The sequence below is a fragment of the Planctomycetaceae bacterium genome (assembly GCA_039680605.1).
Lineage (GTDB): Bacteria > Planctomycetota > Phycisphaerae > SM23-33 > SM23-33 > JAJFUU01.
The window spans coordinates 157,758-178,421 of the sequence record JBDKTA010000044.1 but is presented as its reverse complement, the minus strand read 5'-3'; the positions used below and the strand labels follow the sequence as shown (position 1 = coordinate 178,421).

Here is a 20,664-nt window from a genome sequence, read left to right as displayed (position 1 = left end):
TGGCAGCGGGCGCATCGCTCCCAGCCGTACGGCTGGTCGATTGGGGTAAGGCATGAATAAGAATTTCGCGATCATTGCCCTGGCAGTCGCATCCGGCTGCGGCGTCGCTCCGCAGATGCGCCCGCAGGAGTCGAAGCAGGCGGTGCATCGTGACAACGTTGCTGTACCGACGCTTCCTTGCATGTCGCCGCTCTGTGCGGCGATCCGGGAAGGCACACTTGAAGATCCCAGGCGCTACGGGGATTTCTATGGGTATCCCTGCCGGAAATGCGGTCGTAAGCCGCTTCTTGCGGCCATCGAAACCGACAATGAGAAGATGATTGCTGTCGTTCTCAAGTTCGCTACGACCATCAGCGACCGCTCGGACATTCCTGCCGACGATTCCAATCTTACGAAAGAGGAATATAAGAAGTTGGCGGCATGGGCGGTCACACCGGCTGGAATGGCCCTGATCCACAACAAAGCCAATGCGCTGCGAGCCTTGGCGGCGCACGGCGCCAGCCTTGAGGAAAGGCCTTTTCGCGGCCGTTCGCTGCTGCACCTTGCTGCACAAACGGGCTCCTATGCAGTGGTTGAAGATTTCTTGGCCAAAGGAGCCGATCCCAGTTCCGCCGATCCAGTCGGATTGACCCCTCTGCACTGCCTGGCGCTAGCTTGCGCACGGACGGAATGGAAAGTTGATATCTTCGTGCCCGAGGACGAGACTGACATGGCAGATGACGAAGCGATGTTTCCAGACAGGGAAACGCTGAAGATTCTAAGATCCACACCCAGTGCCGGTGACTATGCCCAGACCGTCAAAGTGCTTTGCAGCAAAGGCGCAGAGATCAACAGCAATGCCGGGCCTTTCAAGAGAACGCCACTGCTCACGGCGGCCTTGCGCGGAAATCCTGAGGTGGTGAAGGTGCTGCTGGAAGCCGGCGCCGCCCCCACAATTCGCGGTGCGGATCTGGCTGGTCGCCCCAACAAGGGACTGACGCCCCTGATGGCTGCCATTGTGTGGAAGTTCCCGCTCGTGCAGCGAGTGCTTCTCGACCATCATGTTCCCATCGATGTTCACTCAGCGGCGGCGTTAGGAAAGACCAACGTGCTGGCGGACTTGCTGAAACGCAAGCCATCCCTCCTCAACGAGTCTGATGGGCTCTACTGTGCCCCGCCGATCTTCTGGGCCGTCTGGCACAAACAGCCTGGCGCAACTCGGTTCCTGCTCGAAAAGGGCGCCTCGACAAATTGTCAGGCTCGATACGGCGCAACGCTGCTCCACCTCGCCGTAGCGCAGAAGAATTATTCATTAGCGGCCGATCTGCTGAAGCGCGGCGCGCCTGCGGAAAAGGACGCCTTTCTGTTCTGCCTGACTCCGCTGATGCGGGCCGTCAGGGAAGAGGATGTTCAGATGATCCAGACCCTGCTCAGCGGCGGGGCCAAGCCCGGTACCCAGAACCGCTTTGGCTTGACGGCGCTCCACTTGGCCGTTGCTCGCCAGAATATGCCGATCGTCCGCATGCTTCTTGAGAAAGGCGCCCCTCCATCGCCGCTGGCCGACTATGGGCATGAGGAGTGGTTCACGGCCTACGGCATCCGCACTCCGGAACTGGCGCGGGCCATCTATCAAACCAAAGGTGATCCCAGTCGACAGGCCGGATATACCCCTCTCCAGCAGGCCGTCGCTTCCAAGAACGTCGATCTTGTTCGCGTGCTTCTGGCAGCCGGGGCCGATCCAACCATCAAAAATCCAGAGGGCAAGACTGCAATGGACTATGCCTCTGGGGCCACCGCAGAGATCAAGTCGCTTCTTCAATCGGCGATGCCACAAAAAGCACCGTCGCGACCTCATTGACCCTCTCATCCCGCTGGACGCGAGCTGGGAGAACTTCAAGTACATGGTCGAGCACCTGCGCACGATGTGCGGGCTGTAGGCGCTATGCCTTCTGCCGCCGCTGCAGTGCGGCCGCCACCAGACCTACGAACATCGGCTGGGGGTGCAGGGGGCGGCTGGTCAGCTCGGGGTGGAACTGGGCGGCCACGAAGTACGGGTGGACGTCGCGGGGCAGTTCGAGGATCTGCATGATCGGGTGCAGACCGTGTCGGCCGGTAAACTTGAGCCCGGCAGCCTCGATCTGATCGATGTACTTGGGATCGACTTCGTAGCGGTGGCGGAATCGCTGGCGGATGCGTTTGGCGTTGTCGTAGAGCCCGGCGGCGATGGTGCCGGGGGCGATCTCGACGTCCTGGCCGCCCAGGCGCATGTTGCCGCCGAGGCCTTCGATCTTCTTCTGGTCGGGCAGGATGTCGATCACCGCGTGCTTGCACTGGGGGTCGATCTCGGAACTGTCGGCCCCATCCAGGCCGCAGACGTTGCGGGCGTATTCGATCACGGCCATCTGGAACCCCAGGCAGATGCCCAGGTACGGTATGCGGTTCTCGCGGACGTGTTTCACGCAGGCGATCTTGCCGCTGGTGCCTCGCACGCCGAAGCCGCCGGGAACGATGATGCCGTCGACGTCGGCCAGGGCGGCCGCGACGTTGTCATCCGTAATGTCGGTGGTGTCGATCCACTTGATGTCGATTTGGGCCGAGTTGGCCACGCCCGAATGCTCCAGGGCCTTGAGAATGCTGGCATAGCTGTCGCGCAGGGCGGTGTACTTGCCCGTGATTCCGATGGTGGCCTTGTGGCGCGGGTTCTCCAACTCCGAACAGAACGCGTGCCACTTCTGGGCCGCCCGGGCATCGGCCATCGAGTTGACCTTTCCGCCCAGGCTCAGAAGCTGCACCACCTCGCTGTCAATGCCCGCCTCGCGCATGGTCTCGGGCAGCAGGTAGATGCTCTTGAGATCGTGCATCGAGAAGACGCGCCGCATCGGCACGTTAGTGTAGACGGAAATCTTCTGGCGCACCTTGTCGACGACGGGCTGCTCGGCCCGGCAGGCGATGATGTCGGGGTGGATGCCGTATTCCATCAGGCGCTTGATGCCCAACTGGGCGGCCTTGGACTTCTGCTCGCCCAGCGCCGGCGGGCTCAGCACGTACGTCAGGGCCACGAACAGCACCGAGCCCTCGCCTTCCTCGTAGCTCAGCTCGCGCAGGGCCTCGATGAAGAACGCGTTCTCGATATCGCCGACGGTGCCGCCGACTTCAACGAAGATCACGTCAGCCTTGCTCGCCAGCGCCAGCTCCCGCAGGCGCAGCTTCACCTCGCCGGTGACGTGGGGGATCATCTGCACGTCGCGACCGAGATAGCTGCCGGCGCGTTCCTTGTCGAGCACGGCCCGGAAAATCTGCCCGCTGGTGGCGAAGTTGGCGCGGGTGAGGTTCTGGTCGAGCATGCGCTCGTAGGTGCCCAGGTCCATGTCGGTTTCCATGCCGTCGTCCAGCACGAAGACCTCGCCATGGCGATACGGATTCAGCGTGCCCGAGTCGATATTGAGGTAGCCTTCCAGCTTGATCGGGGCGACCGACAGGCCCTTGTCCTTGAGCAGCTTGGCCAGCGAGGAGGAGAAGATCCCCTTGCCCAGACCGCTCATGACCGTGCCAAAGACGGCTACGTACTTGGTAGAGCCCAACCGGTAGCCGTCGGGCAAAGGCGTGTAGAATTCCGTTTCGTCGGTGCGATCCTTGACAGACCGCAGCAAATCCATGGCGTCGCTCATGGAACCGGACTTTACAGCAGCGCGCCCGCCAAGGCAAGGCTCAGGAAAAAAACGTTACGTCCGCGATGGGGAAAAAAGAAACGGAATGATGGAAGACTGGAAGGATGGAAGAACGGATGGAAGCGAACCACCAAGCAATATTCCATCATTCCATTATTCCATTATTCCTTGTTCCGTCCGTCCATTCTTCCCGTCTTGCTTTCCCCCATTCGTGTCATTCGTGACATTCGTGGACGTCAACTCTTTCCCCGAACCCGTGCCACGAACGCCGCGTAGTCTTCCGGCGTGTCGATGCCGCTGCCGTGGTAGTCGACGACGGCCGCAATGATCGCGAACCCGTGCTCGAGGGCACGGAGCTGCTCGAGTTTCTCCGCCTGCTCGGCCGGCGTCGGAGCCAATTGGGCGAACTGCTTGAGGAACCCTACGCGGTATCCGTAGATGCCCAGGTGCAGCAGGTAATTCACGCCGCCTTTCTTGTCACGGTCGAAGGGAATCTTTGCCCGCGAGAAATACATCGCCCGCCCGTCGCCAGCCAGCACGGCCTTGACGCGATTGGGATCTTCCGCCGCCGCGACGGTCATGGGCGTTGTCAACGTGGCCATCGGGGCGTCTGACTGCTCCAGCAGTTCTACCAGGCGGTCGATGCAGTCGGCCGGCATGTCCGGTTCGTCGCCCTGAACGTTGATGACGATCTGGTCGTCGCCCAGATTCAGCGTCCGGGCGGCCTGGGCGAGGCGGTCGGTCCCGCTGGGGCAGTCGGGGCTGGTCATGACGGCCTCGGCGCCGAAACCGCGCACGGCGGCAAGAATCCGATCGTCATCCGTAGCCACGACGATCCGCGCAATTCGCTTTGCCAGGCCGACGGCCTCGACGACGTGCTGGATGAGGATCTTGCCCGTCTGGGCGAGCAGAGGCTTGCCCGGCAGGCGCGTGGAGGCGTAGCGCGCCGGAATGATGGCGATGGCGGTGTTCATGGACGCAGATTCTACGCGGAACGGGCGGAAGAAGGAATGGATGAATGGATGGATGGATGGATGGATGGATGGATTGATGGCGGCGTTTTCCCGTTAGCGGCGGGGCTTGCCCCGCGCGTTTTGCCGCGCGATCTGCCTGCGCACATCAGCCTACGGATCAGGGAAACAACCGCGCGGAGCAAGCTCCGCCGCTAACAAAACGACGCGCCGTTTCACGTTCCCTCATGACGACCCGCCAAAAACAAAATGCGTGTCGCCATGCCACCCATTATTCCATTATTCCATCATTCCAGCCTCTACCGCCCTCTGCGCCGGCGACTGGCGCCGCTGGGGCGGCGCTGGCGGCTGCGCCAGAAGGCGCTGCGCTGCTGCTCGGGGGAACCTTTGGCCGCGGGGGTGGATTCCTTAACCGCAGGCCGCTCGCGCCGCACGTGAGCGCTCTGCTCATGAGAGTCGCCGCCGACGCGCGGTTCGGCGGGCGGGGCCTTGATGGCATGCTGGAGCACGGGGAGGCGCCGCCCCACCAGGCGCTCGATCTCGACCAGGTCGTCGCGCTGTTCCTCGCTGCAGAACGAGATCGCCTTGCCGCGGGCGCCCGCGCGACCGGTGCGGCCGATGCGGTGTACGTACGTCTCGGCGACGTTGGGCAGGTCGTAGTTGAACACGTGCGAGATGTCGTCGACGTCCAGCCCGCGGGCGGCGATATCGCTGGCCACCAGCACGCGAGTCTTGCCGGCCTTGAAGTTCGCCAGCGCCCGCAGGCGGGCGCCCTGAGACTTGTTGGAGTGGATCGCCTCGGCGGCGATTTCGCCGCGCGTGAGTTTCCGCACGACCTTATCGGCCCCGTGCTTGGTGCGCGTGAACACCAGCGCGCGGGAGATTGCCGCGTCGCGCAGCAGGTGCTCCAGCAGGGCGATCTTGGTCCGCGTCTCGACGAAGTAGATCGCCTGCTCGACGGTGTCTGCAGCCGGCGACTCGGCGGCCACCTTCACGTGGACCGGGTCGCTCAACAGCGTGTTAGCCAGGTCGCGAATCTCGCGGGGCATGGTGGCCGAAAACATCAGCGTCTGGCGCTTGGCGGGGATCTGTGCGATCACGCGGCGGATGTCGTGGATGAACCCCATGTCCAGCATGCGGTCGGCCTCGTCGAGCACGAGGATCTCGACGCCCTTGAGCGTCAGCACGCGCTGATTGAGCAGGTCCAGCAGCCGCCCGGGCGTGGCCACAAGAATATCCACTCCGCGATGCAGCGCCGTGGTCTGCGGGCCTTGCTTGACGCCGCCGAAGACCACCGTGTGGCGCAGCGAGAGGTTCTTGCCGTACGCGCGGAAGCTCTCGCCGATCTGGGCCGCCAGCTCACGCGTCGGCGTCAGCACCAGCGCCCGGACGGGGCGCCGCTGACCGCCACTGTCGGCCGGCCGGTGCGAGTGCAACCGCTGAAGGATGGGCAAAGCGAAAGCCGCTGTCTTGCCCGTCCCGGTCTGGGCGCAGCCCAACAGGTCGCGCCCTTTCAGGACGTAGGGGATGGCTTCCTTCTGGATCTCGGTGGCGATCGTGTAGCCTTCGGATTCGACAGCCAGCAGCAGCGGTTGGATGAGGTCTAGGGTCTTGAATGGCATGGGGGACGCTTGAGTTTCTTGTTCTGGAGGATTCTGAAGGCGGAAGTGTACCAGCAATACCCGGCGGATACAACGCTATAAACAGGTTCATGATTGACCGGGGTGATCCATTGCCATAGAATGGTACCGTCAGCCGCCCGATTCATCAGCGTCTGACATGCTGGAGAGGTGGCTGAGTGGCTGAAAGCGACGGTTTGCTAAACCGTTGTACGGGGTCATGCCCGTACCTCGGGTTCGAATCCCGACCTCTCCGTTAGATTCGCAATACATTTCCACAACACGCTGTAAGTCTGTGATCTCCGCGACACGGCGGTGAGATATCCGCGCTAACCCTCTCCGGACCGGACTGGACGGAACCTGTAGAGCGCGTATCCCTGCGGTTCAATGCGGACGGCGATTCTTTGGAGATCGCGGCCTCGGATCTTGCCCAGGTCATCCCAATCGCGCTGCATGCTGTCCAGTCGCCAGACGTGATAGGTGGCATGGCGACGGATAGCGTCGTGCGCCAACAACGGTCCCACCAGCATGCGATGGCGCGAGCTGGCGAACAGGAGGATGGATTCGTCCGGTCGCTCAAAGACGGCCGCTGTCATGCCGCCGGTCAAGGGCTCGACGCTGCTGCGCAGGCACTTGCGATAGCGATGAACCGGGAAGTGGGACTTGATGTCGCTGCAGGTGTACAGGTGCAAGCCGTCCTTCTGGCGCGTGACGAAGAACGAATGTCGGCGTCCGCGAAAGGCCAGGTTGTCTACCTGCATCCAGGACCACTGGCCCGGGATCCTGGGGTTGACGGTGAATTGCTCCTTTTTGATTTCCACTCCGGCCAGGCCTTCCAGGGCGGCCCAGATGAATCTGGGCGGCGCCCAGGGGGACAGGGGCATGCCTCGATTGACGAGGGTCTGCCCGTCGCACCACTCGTTGAACTGCCCGGGCACGGTGTTGTAGGTCTTGGGGTCCTGGACGATGTACCGGTACGCGCGCTCGAGCGAGTCGCCCATGATGCGGTTGTGCATGCCCAGGCACCCCATGGCAAACCACCAGGTGGCGCCGGGCCAGACCCCGCCCAGGCAACCGGACTGCCCTGAAGGATCCCATCGGGGGCTGTTGGAGGGCAAGGCTCGCAGCCCGTGGTCGGACATGAAGTCCGGCGAGAACAGGCGGGTGATGACGGCTTCCCGAACGTCCGGCGTCGCCACGTGGAACAGCAGCGGAAAGACCATCTCCACCGTGGGCTGGGTGAACCGGCGCCCGTCAATGTCGATGTTGCGGATGTACAGGTGAGTTCGCGGGTCGACGAGTTTGTCGTTGATGCGATCTCGCAATCGCGAGGCTTCGTCATCGTATCGCGACGCGTCAGACGCTTCGCCTTTGGCGCGACAGAGGTCGGCCGCGCACCGCAGGGCGTCATAGCACTCGGCGTTGACCTCGGTCACCGCGCCGTTGATCTGATCGTGCTCAAGCACGTTTCGCCACCCGCAGATGCCCTTGGCTCCGATACCGCGGGCGGTGCAGAAGACCAGTCCGTCGTCGTTTCGCTGGGACAGGATCAGCTCGGCGGCCTTGCGCGCGGGGGCGTACAACTCGTCCAGGCACCGCCGATGCCGCGTCACGGACCAGTGATGGTCGACAGCCGTCACGAACAGCGGCGTGTTGTCGTTGATGTTGAAATCCCAGTATTCCGCATCGCCGCTGACGGCGTCGACGAACTCCGGGATCAGCCCGTCGCCGCGCTGATGGTTGGCCAGCAGGGTCAGGAGTCCGCAAGCGGCCTCGGGACGCACAAAATCGCAGCCGTGGACGTACCAGGCCGCATCCCGCCCCACGACGTGCGAACTGTGTCCGGGGTCGTTGGTGAAGGCGTTGCCTTTGGGATAGCGCGCCAGCGGACGGAGCATGTTGGCTTTGGCCCACTGCATGCCCTGGGTCAACATGTCGCTGGGAATCTTGAGGTCGCTTATGGCGATCTGATCTCGACAGTGCTCAATCGTGTCACGGAGAAGGGCGTTTTTCTTTCTAAGGGCGCGGAAGGCCTTTAGGGCAGCGGATCGGCCTTCCAGACTGAAACCGGCGTACAGGCGGATCTTCTTGCGGCGGGAAGGCAGCAGCAGAAAGTCGAACTGAAGCGCGCCGGTCAGATCGCCGGTCTCCTCCGTACCGTCGCCCAGGGGCTGGCTGGGCGAGAAGGCTTGTTCTTCATCGCAGGTCGCCAGGTAATGATCCGGCCGCTCCGAGGCGCCGAAATAACGCACGTATTCAGGTTGGGACTGATTCCATGCCAGCAGCACCCCGCTGCCACGGTCATAGGTGGCCGCCAGGTCGCCCTGGGTCTGGCCGCGCAGGTCCAGACACCCCACCACGTTGATGCGGATCGGATGGTCCGTGGCATTATGAAGGCAAACCGTCGTACAGGCCACCGCCGGATCGTCCAGACCCGTCCGGGGCACAAAGAATGAATGCAGCACCTGCAGACCGTCCCCGATGACAAACTCCCGTTGCTGAAGAGCCGGATGAAGATGGAGCTTGCCCGTGGCATAGGAAATCGTGGCTGTCAATTGGCGTCGCCCCCCCGAGCGCCGACCGCTGCGGCCGAGCACCGACAGGTCGGTGAACGGCAGCAGGTATCCGATGCTCATGCCACCCAGGAGCTGCAGCGACGTGAGGGTGCTGGTCAAACTGAGCATGTCGCCGTTGCCCTTGGTCAGGGCCCAGACTGACCCGTTGCCGAAGGAGGCCCCGTGTCCGAGATGGTTGTCGGGAACATGATAGCAGTAGATGCCGTCCTGCTGACTGGTCGTGACGGCATCGGAGATGTTGTAGTGCGGAGAGGCCGAACCGGCATGGTGCGTCTCCAGATCGTCGAATCTGCGGCTGATCTTTTCCACCCAGTCCAGGATCGTGCCTTCCAGACTCATCGCTAGCCCCTCGATTGCAGGACGCCTCGCGCGTGCTGGATCATCTTGTCGACGGCCAGACCCGCCTGGTAGATGCCGCCGAAGCCCATGCCCTCGATCATTTCATTCTGCATGTAGGACTGGGGCACGGGCGATCCGGGCACGAACGCCACGCGCGGGTCGTACTTGTACTTGTCCTGTGCCGCATCGTCGAGCACGATGTACGGGCCGTCCTTGAGGTGCTGCTCGAAGTCCGGGTCGTCCGCGTCGCCGAACAAGAACGTCGGCGTGCCCCGCAGCGTGAAAAGCTTCCACAGGCCCACTCCCATCCACCCGTCGGCGATGGTCTTCCAGTGCCCCAGTGTGCCTTCGATCGTCGCCCCGCGCCGGCCGACGATCACGTTGCACGGAAAGCGATGCACGCTCGGATCGGCGGGTTTGACCTTGCGAAAGGCCTCCTCCAGCGTCGCTCCGGTCAATTCGATCTGCTCGGGGTCGCAGACGCCCGCTCCGATCTTCGCCGCCTCGTTGGCCATTCGGATGTTGGTGTGGTCCAGCCCGAACAGCCGCGCGACGGTCACGTCGACGGCCACCGGGTCGGTCGAGGCGAGGATCCATCCCCACCAGAATGGGTCGTTTCCGCCGGGGCCTTGTCCCTCGCCGGCCCAGGCGCCGTCGACGACATTGAGCGTTGGGCGGAACTTCTTGAGCAGCCAGGCGTTTCCGGCGTAGTAGGGTTCAACCTCGCGCTGGGCCCAGAGGCGGAAGCTCATGGGCATCACGCCGATCCAGTTCTTGCAGGCACAACTGATCGGGTCGACAAAATGCGTCTTGGCCTTGGGCACGTTGATGATGACGTCGGCCCGCTCCATGATCTCCGGCACGGGCATGTAACGCACTGCCCCGGCCTGGGGCCCGAAGTCGACAACCTTCTCTGCGATCTCGTCCAGGAAAATCAGGTGCGCCATGGTGTCTTTGACCCCATGCACCATGCCGGTGTTGGTCATGACGTTGCGGCTGCGCTGGGCGTGCCCTGCCGCTTCGCCACTGCTCCAGACCCGCGGGCTCATCCGGGAATCGAATCGCGAAGCTTCTCCAGCAGGCGCCGGCCTTCGTCTACCGACGGCGCCGACGTGCTCATAATGATGTTCCGCTTCCGGGGCCACTGGCCTCTGAGCAGGCGTTCGATCTGGGGACTCTTGCCGTCGAAGTAAGTCACCAGGACCACCTGCGGGGGCGTGCGGTCGCAGAGGTCGAAGAAGTCGTGCCGCCCGACGTCGATGTCCAGGCCCGTCAGTGCGGGGATGGCCAGGAAGTCGTCGATGACCGCGCCGGTGATCCCGCAGTAGTGCATTCGCCCGCCGCCGATGGTCTCCAGGAATCGCACGTCTCGCGACAGGACGTGGCGGCGGTACAGCTCCGGCGAGATCAACTGCATCGTGCAGTTGCTGATGCGGGCGGCGCCTTTCCACATCGAGCCCCAGTCGAAGAACCAGTCCCGGTCGTCGCTGATGGCGGCCTTGACGTGCCGCGTGATCGCCAGCATGAAGTCGGTCACCTTGTCCAGCAGCAGGTCGAGCTCGGCCGGGTGGTCGAAGAAGTCCGTCATGATGTCGTTGCCGCGGATCAGGTGGGCCGAGTTGAAGGCGCTCTGGATGTCGGGGTGCTGGATATGCACGCCCGGCGGGAGGTTGGCCTTCCAGATCTCCGTCCACTGCGCCAGCTTGCCATACCATCCGGCGTCGAGAGGCGGAATCTCCAGGTCGTACACGTCTTGGGCGCGCGACATCACGCTGGTGCCCGCGGCAGGGGGGCTGTCTTCGTTGATGTGCATGCGGCAGCCGAAAGCGGCCGCCACCTGCGCCGTGCCGAACTGGACCCGCACCGTGGGCACGCGGTCGTCGCCGAGTTCCAGGTGCGGACGAATCGCGTCGAGCTCCGATTGCAGCATGACCAGCGGATCGGCCAGTCGCTGCTGCCACGTCGGCTGGGGCGGCAGGGGCGTGTTCACGATAATCATCGGCTGACAACCGCCCGGGTCGTCGTACAGCCGCCGGTAGCGGGCATACATGTCGTCGAATCGCCGCAGTTGGACATCGTCGATCACGAGATAGTCGGTCAAATTCATCTCAGTCCCATTGTGCCTTCCTCTTGTTCGGACCCGGCGTCCGCTTCACGGACAACGGGCGGGCCGCCATTCTAAGGCACTTGATGCCTGTAGGGAGCTTTTTTGTATTTGGCCAATCTCGCGGCGGTTGGCGGGTCCTTGGGATCGATGTGCGGAATCTTCGCCAGGATCTCGCCCAGGCGATTGCGGGCGGCCTGGACCTCCGGATCCTTTGAACCGGTCACTTCGCGGTAGGGGCGGCCGCTGCAGTCGTACATCCGGCCGGCGGCTTTACCGCCCAGCGGATCGACGCCTTCGAGCAGCCATCTCCGGTCGCGGATCATCCGGGCCGTGCCGATGTAGCTGTAGATCCACTCCCGCGTCGCGCCGGCTTGACCGGCCAGGAAGGGCGCCAGGCTGCGCCCGTCGAGCTCATAACCCTTGGGCAGATCGGCCTTGGCGAAATCCAGCAGTGTGGGCATCACATCGGCGAAATCGGTCAGGGCGCTGGTGGCCCCGCGGGCCTTCACGCGGCCGGGGCAGTTGACGATCATCGGCACGCGCGCCCCCTGCTCGGTCGCCCATGTCTTGCCTCGCGGGCCGTCGCCGTTATCGCTGGTGAACAGGATGATCGTGTCCTCGCGCAGGTGCAGTTCGTCCAACGCCTTGACGATGCGTCCGACCAGAACGTCCAGATAGCTGTTGCAGTCGTCGACGGTGCCGCCGGTGTTCTTGCCCGGCCGCCCGGACGCGGGCGTTGTTGGCAGCCCCCCGCCGGCGATGCCATGCACCAGGTCCATCGGCAGGTACGTCAGGAACGGGCGGTCCTTGTGCCGCTTGGCGAAGTCGATCGCGAAGTCGATGTAGATGTCCTGCCCGAAATCCCGCGGGCCCGTTTTGACGGCCTTGCCGTTGCGGACGATGCAGGGGTGCCAGTAGCGGCTGGGGATTGGCTTGGCGTTGGGAACCTTGTACGAGCCCTCAGAAGGCCCGTCGAACCGCGAGCCGTCGGGCAGCGTGAACGACTCGTGGTTGACGCAGTGCTCGTCGAAGCCGACCTCGGGCGAGCCGAGCTTGCCGCCGAGGGTCATTGTCTTTCCGGCGATGGCCGTGGCGTATCCGGACTCTTTGAGCACGCGGGCGAAGGTCAGGTGCTGTGAGGCAAACGCATTGGGATTCGCTCCCCTGACCGGGATTGACAGCGAATTGTGATAGATGCCCGTTCGCGAGGCGTAGTGCCCCGTCGCCAGCAGCGCCCGCGATGGCCCGCACATGGGCGTGGCCCAGCAGGTCCGGAACGCCACGCCGCCGCGGGCCAGGGCGTCCAGGTGCGGCGTGCGCGCCTTGGCATTGCCATAGCAGCCGTAATGGCCGGCGCCGATGTCGTCGGCCAGGATGACGATAAGGTTAGGCCGCCGCGCCGCCGGCGCCGACTGCCCCAAAACCAACCGCGGCAGCACTGCCGCCGCGGCCGCCGCCCCCGCGGCACGGAGAAACTCACGTCGTTTCATTCATTTTCCTCAATCGTCAACGAGTGAACGCATCGGTCCCGTAGCACGGGCGGCTTGGCATGTCGCGGCGATTTGCACGGGCGGGACGCCCGTGCTACTCATGGGCAAGATGCCCATGCTACTTCTGAGATAGCCCCGCGTCCAGCCCACAGCGCCGCTGTCGCCGGCCGACGGCCTGCTGCAGCTTGCCGATCACCGGCAGCGCTTCCGACGACGCAGGATCATCCCAACGGCCCCGATCACCAGCAGCGAGGCGGAGGCGGGTTCGGGGACGGGCGTGAACATGCCGCCCAGATGGTCGGTCCGCTGGCCGGAGGCATCGACATAACCGCTCAGGCGCGAAACGATCATCGCCAACTCTCCCGTGAAGGTTGTCCCCGGGGCACAAAGAACCGGTGCGGGCACCTGGCCGACCAGCGAGACCAGCAGATCGCGCATGCCCGCGTCGAGTTGGCGGCGAGGCACGAGCAGGATCGTCTGGTCGATAATGCTTCCCTCGGCCACATCGTACATCGTCAGCCCGGGAAGAATGCCGATCCCGTTGTTCCAGTCCATCGAGTTCACCTCGTACTTGTCGGCGGACCCGTCGGAGACAATCTGCCTCTTGCCGAAGACCAGCCCCACGGCCGTACTGGAGGCATAGGCGTCTTCATCGTAGACCACGGCGTAGCCGTTTGTTTGAGTATCGACGTCGAAGCCCGGGTACATGGGGATGTTGTACCCCGCGCGGTACCACCAGTTGGGATTGCCCGCGGCGTCGAGGCCCAGCGCCAGGGCGTTGAAGGTCGTGCTGGAGCGGTCGAAGGGGCTCCAGCCCTCGATGTAGAGGTGATCGAATGTGGCGGGCGCGCCCTGCAGCGTCACCGCTCCGACTCGGATGACTCGCCGGACGGCCAGCACACCCTGGTCGAGCATCTCATAGCGAGTCAGGGCGCTGAACTTGCTCTGCATGGCCGCGGCGTTCTCGGTCTTCCACTGGTCCTGCGGAACGGAGTAGACGTCCAGACGTCCGGCGGCGGGGTTGTACTCGACGGCCATCGTCGGCGAGATCGTGCCGGCGAAATTGCCGCCCTGGGTTAGGTTGAATCGCTTCTCAAAATCGGGAAGACTCGTCGCCTCGTAACGGACGGTATTGGACCAGGCCGTCCACTGGACGATGCGGTCGGTGGCTTCTCCGGCGTAGCTGGGGCTCAGAAGGCGCTGATACGCGTCGGGCACGTCGCGCATCTCGGAGATCGCCCCGCTGGCCCCGATACGATAGTCAAACGTCGGCACGCCACCGCCGCTGCTGGCCAGCCAGATGTCCCCCCCCGAGACCGCCACGTTCCACGCCCAGTCCTGCCCCCGCGCAGAGGCGGAAAGGGGGATCAGGATGCACGCTGCCAGAAGGGCCGGGCAATATCTCATGCCCGCCTCCGCCTCAGCATGGCCACGGTGCCGGCGGACAGCAGCACAACCGTCGCCGGCTCGGGGATGTACGTGATGGTGATGTTGTCTTCCATGGTGATGTAGTCGCCGCCCGCGGGGGCGTGCGGCTTGATCCCGAACTGGATGAAATCACCGGCGTCCAAGGTCAGCGTGACGGCGTTGAATGTAAAGATCGACGTGGTGCTGTAGAGGGTTGACGCCACGCTGCCCGGCGCGACAGCGGTGTATGTGTTCGCTGAAGCGTCATACCACACGGCGGCGAAGTCGTAGTTGCTCGTCCCTACCGTAGTGCTGCGCGTCAGCGTCCCGTTGATCTCAACGACCGTTCCGTTGCCGGCGGGATTGATCCACTGCACCAGAGGCGCGTAACTGGCTGATACACCGCTCTGAGATGCGTAAACCATGGCTGAGCCCCAAGCAACCGGGGTCTTGTCATTCGCGCGAGCCCACACTGCGCCCCCGCCAAACCACGACGAATCCCATATCAGGGCCGTGCCGGTCTGTTGATACCACTTCGCGCCGCTCTGGTACGTGAAACTGCCCCCCGTCGAATACGCGCACCTCCAGACGGCATTGCCTTGGCTGTCATTGTCGGGATTCGTGATGGGCGCCAAAGCAAAATCGGCCGAGCGATCCCACACGTAGCCGTACGAGTACGCCGCATTTGCCGCCGTCCCCGCGGCAAGCACGAGTGTGGCCGTCGCGATGAATGCCCATGCCATCTTTTTCATAACCGTATCCTTCCTTTCAGAACTCATGGTGATGTCTTGCGCAGATGACCGCCTATCTGTATTGAGTATATCATGCAGCCGTATTTTTACAATATATGTTGTTATAAACAGGACTTGACATTATTATAATATGCGTCTGAACCGCCACAAGGAGCCTGCGATGAAGAAAACGCGCCGCCCCAAGGCCGTCAGCGCCTCGCCTCGACGGGTGCTGTTCATGCACACGGACCACTTTCACCCGCTGGCCTTGGGCGCCCTGGAATACGCCGCATCGGCCGGGTGGGTCCTGACCTTCTCTCACCGGCGCAATCTTCAGCCCTCGGCCGAGATCCATCTGGCACAAGCCGAGGCGGTGATCGCCGGCCAAGTGCTGTGGGCCGACGAGGCGGACTGGTCTGACGTGCGCGTTCCCGTCGTCTGCGCGACCTATCCGCCCCACCCGGTGGTTCGCGCGGGGTACGTGCTGCTGGACTTTTGCGCCAGCGGGCGACTGGCGGCCGAGCACTTCCTGGCGGCGGGCTTTCGGAACCTGACCTACTGCTGGATGGGCGAAAGCTGGGCGCTGAACGAGCAGCGCAAGGGGTTTATCCAAGCCGCCCGCGCGGGCGGGGCGGCGCTGCACGAACTGGACTGGGCCGCCCGCGGCAGCGAGTACACGTGGGACTTCGAGAGTTTCCGCCGCTGGCTGGGCGTGCGTGTCGGCCAGATGCCCAAGCCGCTGGGCCTGATGGTCGACAGCGACTGGACGGGCATCGAGGCGGTGACGGCCCTGCGAGCGGCGGGAATCCTCGTGCCCGACCAAGTGGCCATCATCTCCTGCTACAACATGGAGCCGATCTGCAAGGGGTGCATCATCCCTCTGTCCAGCGTGGACATGGACTGGCACGCTCAGGGCTACCAGGCCGCGGCCATGCTCGACCGCCTGCTCAACGGCGGCCGCCTCCCCCGCAGGCCCCTGATCGTCCCGCCCAAGGGCGTGATCGTGCGGCAAAGCAGCGACGTGATGGCCGTGCCGCACGCGGGCGTGGCCAGGGCGATGCACATGATCCAAAACGATTTTGGCGACCGGAACCTGAGCGTGGGCAGCATCGCCCGCAGCGTGGGAATCTCAATGGTCGGTCTGAACCTGGCCTTCAAGAAGCATCTGGGCCGATCGCCCAGCAACCTCTTGAGCCAGAGACGGCTGCGGGAAGCGAAGAAGCTGCTGGCCGCCACCGACCTGATGGCCAAGGACATCGCCGCGGCCTGCGGTTACGGCACCATCGAGCAGTTCATCCGCAACATCAAGACCGCCACCGGCCTGCCCCCCCGAGCGTGGCGAAGAAAGACTAACGCCCAGACATCAGAAGATGCCCTGGACTCCTGCAAAGAACACTAAGACCGCCAATCAGTAGAAGCACTGCGGAGGCGGGTTCGGGAACGGGGACGCTTTCCCACGTCAGCACCAGTTCCGGCGGGGTCACATCGTAGGCGCCGCCGAAGTACTTGGCCGTCAGCGAGAAGCCTTCCGTGCCGCGGAGGCTCAGGCCGCGATTGCTCGACGGGTCGACCAGCCAGGCCTGTACGATGGCCGTGATGTCGATGTCCTGATAGAAGTCCAGGTTCGCCGCGTCGTAACCGAACGACATGCCCGACCCGACGGATTGGTTGTACGCCACGGTCGCGGCAGTCCATTGCGAGAGAACCTCGTGCAGTTTCACGCTGCCGTAGGTGCTGCCCGTACCGTCAGCCTGGTAGAGCCGCAGCGTGGCCGCCAGAAGCTTGCGGCCTTGCGGCGCATCGGACAAGTCGAAGACCAGGAATGCGCGGTTGTCGCTGCCGGCGGTGGAGTTGGGGTTGCCGGCTACCAGGTCGCCCGTGGTCACACGGGTGCCGTCGGGCTTGACGTACAGAGCTGCTGCCAGCGATGCGCGGGTCTGGTTGGGCGCCAGCCATGAGGTGAAGCTCGCCCCGGCGGTCCAAGGCGCAACACCGCGCTCGAACGCCCCGGCGTCCGGGGCGGCGCCGGTGTAGCCTTCGGTGATTCCGGCGATCACGCGGCCGTAGTCGATTGCCGCGACGCCGTCGCGAAGCTGGAAGTTCCCGGCCGCCGCCGAGACGAACGGGCTTGTGGTGGTGGAGAGGTTGTTGCCCTTGGAGTTGCCCAGCCAGGTGCCCTGGTTGGCGAGGTTGTTGTAGGTCTGGCAGCCGGTCATCGTGCCGCCGTCGACGGCATAGGTGGCCATCGCGGCCGAGACGCCCCAGAGGGTGTTGTTGGCGATGACATCGTCGGAGGCGGGCGTGTTGAGGCGGATGCCAGTGGCGACGTTGTAGACGACGTTGTGGTGGACGGTGGTGCCGGAGTTGTAGTTGTCGAGGTAGATCCCGTCAGCCAGTCCCGGCGAGTCGGCGTCGTGGACGACATTGTAGGCGATCTCTGTGCCCTCGCCGGTGCTGCCCCAGGTGTAGGTGCCGCCGAGATCCTTCGTCAGTTTGCCATAGCGGGAGATGTCGTTGTGGGTGATGGTGGTGTTCTGCGTCGCGCCGCGGTGGAGCACGCCGCTTCGGCCGGCGTTGTACATCGTGTTGTGCATGATCGTGTTATCCGAGGCGCCGGAGGTCTTCACGAATGCCCCGTCGGTGCCAGACCAGTCCACGTCGTGGATGACGTTGTTTTGCACCGTGTTGTGCGAGTTCTGCAGCGTCACGCCGTCACCATAGGAATAGGCGATCTCTGAGTTGCTCAGAGTGTTGTACTGCCCGCTGAAGGTCACGCCGGCCGGACTGGCCCAGCCGCCGGGATCTGTCGGGGCGCTGGGGTAGAGGATCTGGCAATTCGTGATGGTGTTGTGGTCGCCGGCCGCCTTGACCGTCGCGGCCTGAAACCGCACGCCGCTGACCGTGACATAAGACTGATTGCCGATATCAAGGCCGACGTCGCGCGTGCGGATTTCGACGTTCTGGGTGGCCGGGCTGCCGCCGCCGGGGGCGACGAAGTAGAGCTTTCCGGCGGTGGAATCGTGATACCACTCCTTCTGGGCATCGACGGCCGCCACGGTGCCGTAGAGGTAGTACGGATTGCCCGCCTTGGGGCTGTAGCTCGACGAGGTCGAACCGGTCCACTGGATCGACAATGTGCTGCCCGACTGACCGGTGACTGCGGCGCTGGAGGTGACCCACTGGCTGCCGGAGGTGACGGCCACTTTCGCGCCGGTCCAGGTGCCGCTGGGAGCGGTGATGGCGCTGTCGGTGATGGTGGTGGTCGCCGGGGCGGCATGCACCGAGGCCGCCTTGACCGTCGCCATATTCGCATCCAGCGGGTTGTTGTAAACCGGGTTGGGCCAGCGGGCCTGGTTCATCGCCTTGCCGTCGACGAAGACCTGGCTGACCGGTGTCGAAATGTCGGTCTGATAGATCGGCCCGCTGTAACTCGTCCACGTGGTACTGACCGGATCCAGGCCGGTGATTGTCACCAACTCGCCCGCGCAGGCCTGGAAGGAGATCGGCGCCGCGGCCGTGCCCGAATGCTGAACCGTGACGCTCTCGCGATAGGTCCCGCCGCGGATCAGGACGCGGTCGCCGGCCTGGGCGACGTTGGCGGCCGCCTGGATCGTCGCGAAGGGGTTGGCGGCCGTGCCCGCGTTTGTGTCGGAGCCGCTGGTCGAGACGTAGTAGTCGGTTGCCCCTGCCAGTTGCGGGCAGACTGCAACCGCCAGGAGCACCAGGACTGCAAGTTTCATTGGGACCTCGATCAGTCGGCGGTCCGCCGCCTGCGGAGGAGCACCCCGGCCAGGCCAAGGCCCAGCAGGACCATTGTCGCAGGCTCAGGAATGACGATGGCACTGAGCGTGTAATTCAGGTCACCGGCGTTGCTGTGGATGGTGATATCGGTGGAGTAGTTGCCCTCGGCCAATCCGGTCGGATCGAAGCTGAACATAAGGTTTTCGAGGTCCGGCCCGCTACCGGAGACCCCGTCGCCGACGAGGGTGGCGTTGGCGTTGCCGCCCTGAAGGCTGAACCCATTGCCCAGCCCGGTAATGCCACTCAGGATCAGGTTGGATCCCGCGTCGAGAGTATTCTCAACCGCCAGGCCAAGCGCCAGCGGCGGTCCGCCGGCGCCCACGCTGCCCAGGTCCAGCACGCCCGGAGAGGGAGTTCCCGTGATGGCGGCCAGAAGATAGTCGATGACCAGCGTTGGCCGGCGGCTGGCGGTGCTGTACTCGGCCGAGGCCAGGCGAAAGCCCGTTTGAGTGAATCCTTCGGTGCCTCGGATGCTCAAGCCGTAGTTGGCCCCGGCGTACCAGCTTTGGACGGTTGAGGTAATCGCCTTGCTGGGCGAGGAACCCGCGGTAACCGGCGAAAGACCTCCCAATGAAGTCACGCCCAATGCACGGATCGTGCTGCCGGCCATGGCGGTAGTCCAGGCAGAGTTCACCTTGTACAGGTCCAACCCGCCAAAGTTGTACTTCTGCGTGACATAGAAGGTGACGGTTGCGCTGGTGATCGTAGCGCCAACTGGGATGCCGCTAAGGTCGAAGTGGATGAACGCGCGGCTGTCCCGGTTTGCCACCTGCGAGTCCCAATTACCCGCGTCAAAAGTCGTGCCCGTCCAGTTGGCGACGGAGTTGTAAGCAACAAACCCGTCATAGTTGGGCGTCAGCGTGATCGTGGCCGCCGAGGCCGAAACGTCCATAACCGAAAGCAACCCAATCGCCAATGCCACTCGCGATTTCATGCTAGGCATCATTCTGCGATCCTTTCTGCTTTTGACAGCAGACTCAATCTCATCTCCCGCAAGACGTAATTAAAAGATACTCAGACGCTCTTATTTGCCACACCCAAATCAGGTCGTCGCCTTGACACATCGCCCGATTCACGTTATAAGATACATCGAATCCAAAATGCGCCAAGGTCTGAAAAGAGCAAGCGTGTTGCCCCAAAAGAACATCGCCAATTCCTTCCTTTATCAGCCCGGTCGCAATTACGATTGCTGGATGTGCGATGCCGTAGTGCTGCCGGCTCTGGAGAGGTTGGGCATCGAGAAGGTTTACATCGTTACCCACTGCGGGAAAGACCAGTACCGCGAGCCGTCATTCCCCTGCTATCTGGTGTCGGCCCAGGTCCGGGGAGCGGGGGCATCTCTGTTCGACGGAACCTGGCATATGGTGTCTGCCCCCGGCGTTCACCTCTGTTGCCCCGGCCAGCAGGTGCAGACTCATTCGGTCGGCCGCCCCCCGCATCAGTTTGTCCAAGTCCGCTATCGGGCCGATTGCGAAGATCCAATTGTGCGAGGGATCACGTCCCAGCAGGTGCTTTCCGCCGACATCGATTCGTTGCGACTGGCCGCCGAAGGCCTGCGGCACGAGCATCAGACCAGCGGCAACCAACACCTGATGGCCCACTGGGCGGGGCTGATCGATGTATGCGCGAAGGAGTTGATCGATCGCTCTCGCCCCCCCAGCCGGTTGCGACCAGTCTGGAAGGCCGTCGATGCCGACCTGACCCACCGCTGGACGCTGGACGAGATGTCCGAAATCGTCAACCTCTCCGTCCAGCACTTGCGGCGCGTCAGCATCGCCGAGACAGGGGTCAGCCCCATGCGCTACGTCGCGCGCCTGCGTCTTGAGCGGGCAGCGATACTGATCCGATCCGAAAGAACCAGCATCGAGCGCGTTGCCTGGGCGGTCGGATTCTCGACGCGCCACGCGTTTACGCGGGCATTTATCCGGCACTTTGGCACGACGCCCGGCAGGTTCCGTCAACAAATGAAGGGATAG

Annotated in this window: 14 protein-coding genes and 1 tRNA gene; 4 read left to right on the top strand and 11 right to left on the bottom strand. The window is 63.6% G+C overall.

Features of this window, described 5'->3' with window-relative positions; translation table 11 throughout:
* Window positions 1–52 precede the first annotated feature (52 nt).
* Window positions 53–1,837 carry an ankyrin repeat domain-containing protein gene (locus ABFD92_13575; protein ID MEN6505568.1) on the top strand — a complete coding sequence of 595 codons (1,785 nt, stop codon included), beginning with the start codon at window positions 53–55 and terminating at the stop codon, window positions 1,835–1,837.
* Window positions 1,838–1,919: 82 nt separating this feature from the next.
* Here the strand turns inward: ABFD92_13575 and ABFD92_13570 are convergent, their stop codons facing one another.
* The 3 genes from ABFD92_13570 to ABFD92_13560 form a co-directional block, all read right to left on the bottom strand.
* Complete coding sequence (locus tag ABFD92_13570; protein MEN6505567.1) at window positions 1,920–3,647, bottom strand: CTP synthase; 1,728 nt, start codon at window positions 3,645–3,647, stop codon at window positions 1,920–1,922.
* Window positions 3,648–3,883: 236 nt separating this feature from the next.
* A complete protein-coding gene (gene kdsB / locus ABFD92_13565; protein MEN6505566.1) occupies window positions 3,884–4,621 on the bottom strand; it encodes a 3-deoxy-manno-octulosonate cytidylyltransferase in 738 nt (245 codons plus the stop codon).
* Window positions 4,622–4,917: 296 nt separating this feature from the next.
* Window positions 4,918–6,240 (bottom strand): DEAD/DEAH box helicase, encoded by a 1,323-nt coding sequence (locus ABFD92_13560; protein MEN6505565.1) that lies wholly within the window; start codon window positions 6,238–6,240, stop codon window positions 4,918–4,920.
* A 162-nt stretch (window positions 6,241–6,402) separates the two neighbouring features.
* Between ABFD92_13560 and ABFD92_13555 the strand changes: the two genes are divergently transcribed.
* Window positions 6,403–6,493 (top strand) — tRNA-Ser (locus ABFD92_13555).
* A 73-nt stretch (window positions 6,494–6,566) separates the two neighbouring features.
* Here ABFD92_13555 and ABFD92_13550 read toward each other — a convergent pair.
* From ABFD92_13550 to ABFD92_13525, 6 genes are all read right to left on the bottom strand, one after another.
* Window positions 6,567–9,152: a hypothetical protein gene (locus tag ABFD92_13550; protein MEN6505564.1), complete on the bottom strand. Its 2,586-nt coding sequence runs from the start codon at window positions 9,150–9,152 to the stop codon at window positions 6,567–6,569.
* Between the two features lie 2 nt (window positions 9,153–9,154).
* On the bottom strand, window positions 9,155–10,201 hold the full coding sequence (locus ABFD92_13545; protein ID MEN6505563.1) for a DUF362 domain-containing protein: 1,047 nt from the start codon (window positions 10,199–10,201) through the stop codon (window positions 9,155–9,157).
* Window positions 10,198–11,259 (bottom strand): hypothetical protein, encoded by a 1,062-nt coding sequence (locus tag ABFD92_13540; GenBank protein ID MEN6505562.1) that lies wholly within the window; start codon window positions 11,257–11,259, stop codon window positions 10,198–10,200. Before ABFD92_13540 ends, ABFD92_13545 begins: the two co-directional genes overlap by 4 nt.
* A 71-nt stretch (window positions 11,260–11,330) precedes the next feature.
* On the bottom strand, window positions 11,331–12,749 hold the full coding sequence (locus tag ABFD92_13535) for a sulfatase-like hydrolase/transferase (protein ID MEN6505561.1): 1,419 nt from the start codon (window positions 12,747–12,749) through the stop codon (window positions 11,331–11,333).
* A 192-nt stretch (window positions 12,750–12,941) separates the two neighbouring features.
* Window positions 12,942–14,156 (bottom strand): PEP-CTERM sorting domain-containing protein, encoded by a 1,215-nt coding sequence (locus tag ABFD92_13530; GenBank protein MEN6505560.1) that lies wholly within the window; start codon window positions 14,154–14,156, stop codon window positions 12,942–12,944.
* Window positions 14,153–14,908 (bottom strand): PEP-CTERM sorting domain-containing protein, encoded by a 756-nt coding sequence (locus ABFD92_13525; GenBank protein MEN6505559.1) that lies wholly within the window; start codon window positions 14,906–14,908, stop codon window positions 14,153–14,155. The genes ABFD92_13530 and ABFD92_13525 overlap by 4 nt, the downstream gene beginning before the upstream one ends.
* 160 nt (window positions 14,909–15,068) lie before the next feature.
* Between ABFD92_13525 and ABFD92_13520 the strand changes: the two genes are divergently transcribed.
* Window positions 15,069–16,286, top strand: a complete 1,218-nt coding sequence (locus ABFD92_13520) for a substrate-binding domain-containing protein (GenBank protein ID MEN6505558.1) — start codon at window positions 15,069–15,071, stop codon at window positions 16,284–16,286.
* On the opposite strand, the gene ABFD92_13515 is transcribed toward ABFD92_13520, so the two are convergent.
* Both ABFD92_13515 and ABFD92_13510 read right to left on the bottom strand, forming a co-directional pair.
* Complete coding sequence (locus ABFD92_13515; GenBank protein MEN6505557.1) at window positions 16,237–18,627, bottom strand: right-handed parallel beta-helix repeat-containing protein; 2,391 nt, start codon at window positions 18,625–18,627, stop codon at window positions 16,237–16,239. The two genes, ABFD92_13520 and ABFD92_13515, sit on opposite strands and share 50 nt — an antisense overlap.
* Before the next feature lie 11 nt (window positions 18,628–18,638).
* Window positions 18,639–19,622, bottom strand: coding sequence for a DNRLRE domain-containing protein (locus ABFD92_13510; protein ID MEN6505556.1), 984 nt, complete (start codon window positions 19,620–19,622; stop codon window positions 18,639–18,641).
* Window positions 19,623–19,788: 166 nt separating this feature from the next.
* Here ABFD92_13510 and ABFD92_13505 point away from each other — a divergent pair, with 166 nt between their 5' ends.
* Window positions 19,789–20,664, top strand: coding sequence for an AraC family transcriptional regulator (locus tag ABFD92_13505; GenBank protein ID MEN6505555.1), 876 nt, complete (start codon window positions 19,789–19,791; stop codon window positions 20,662–20,664).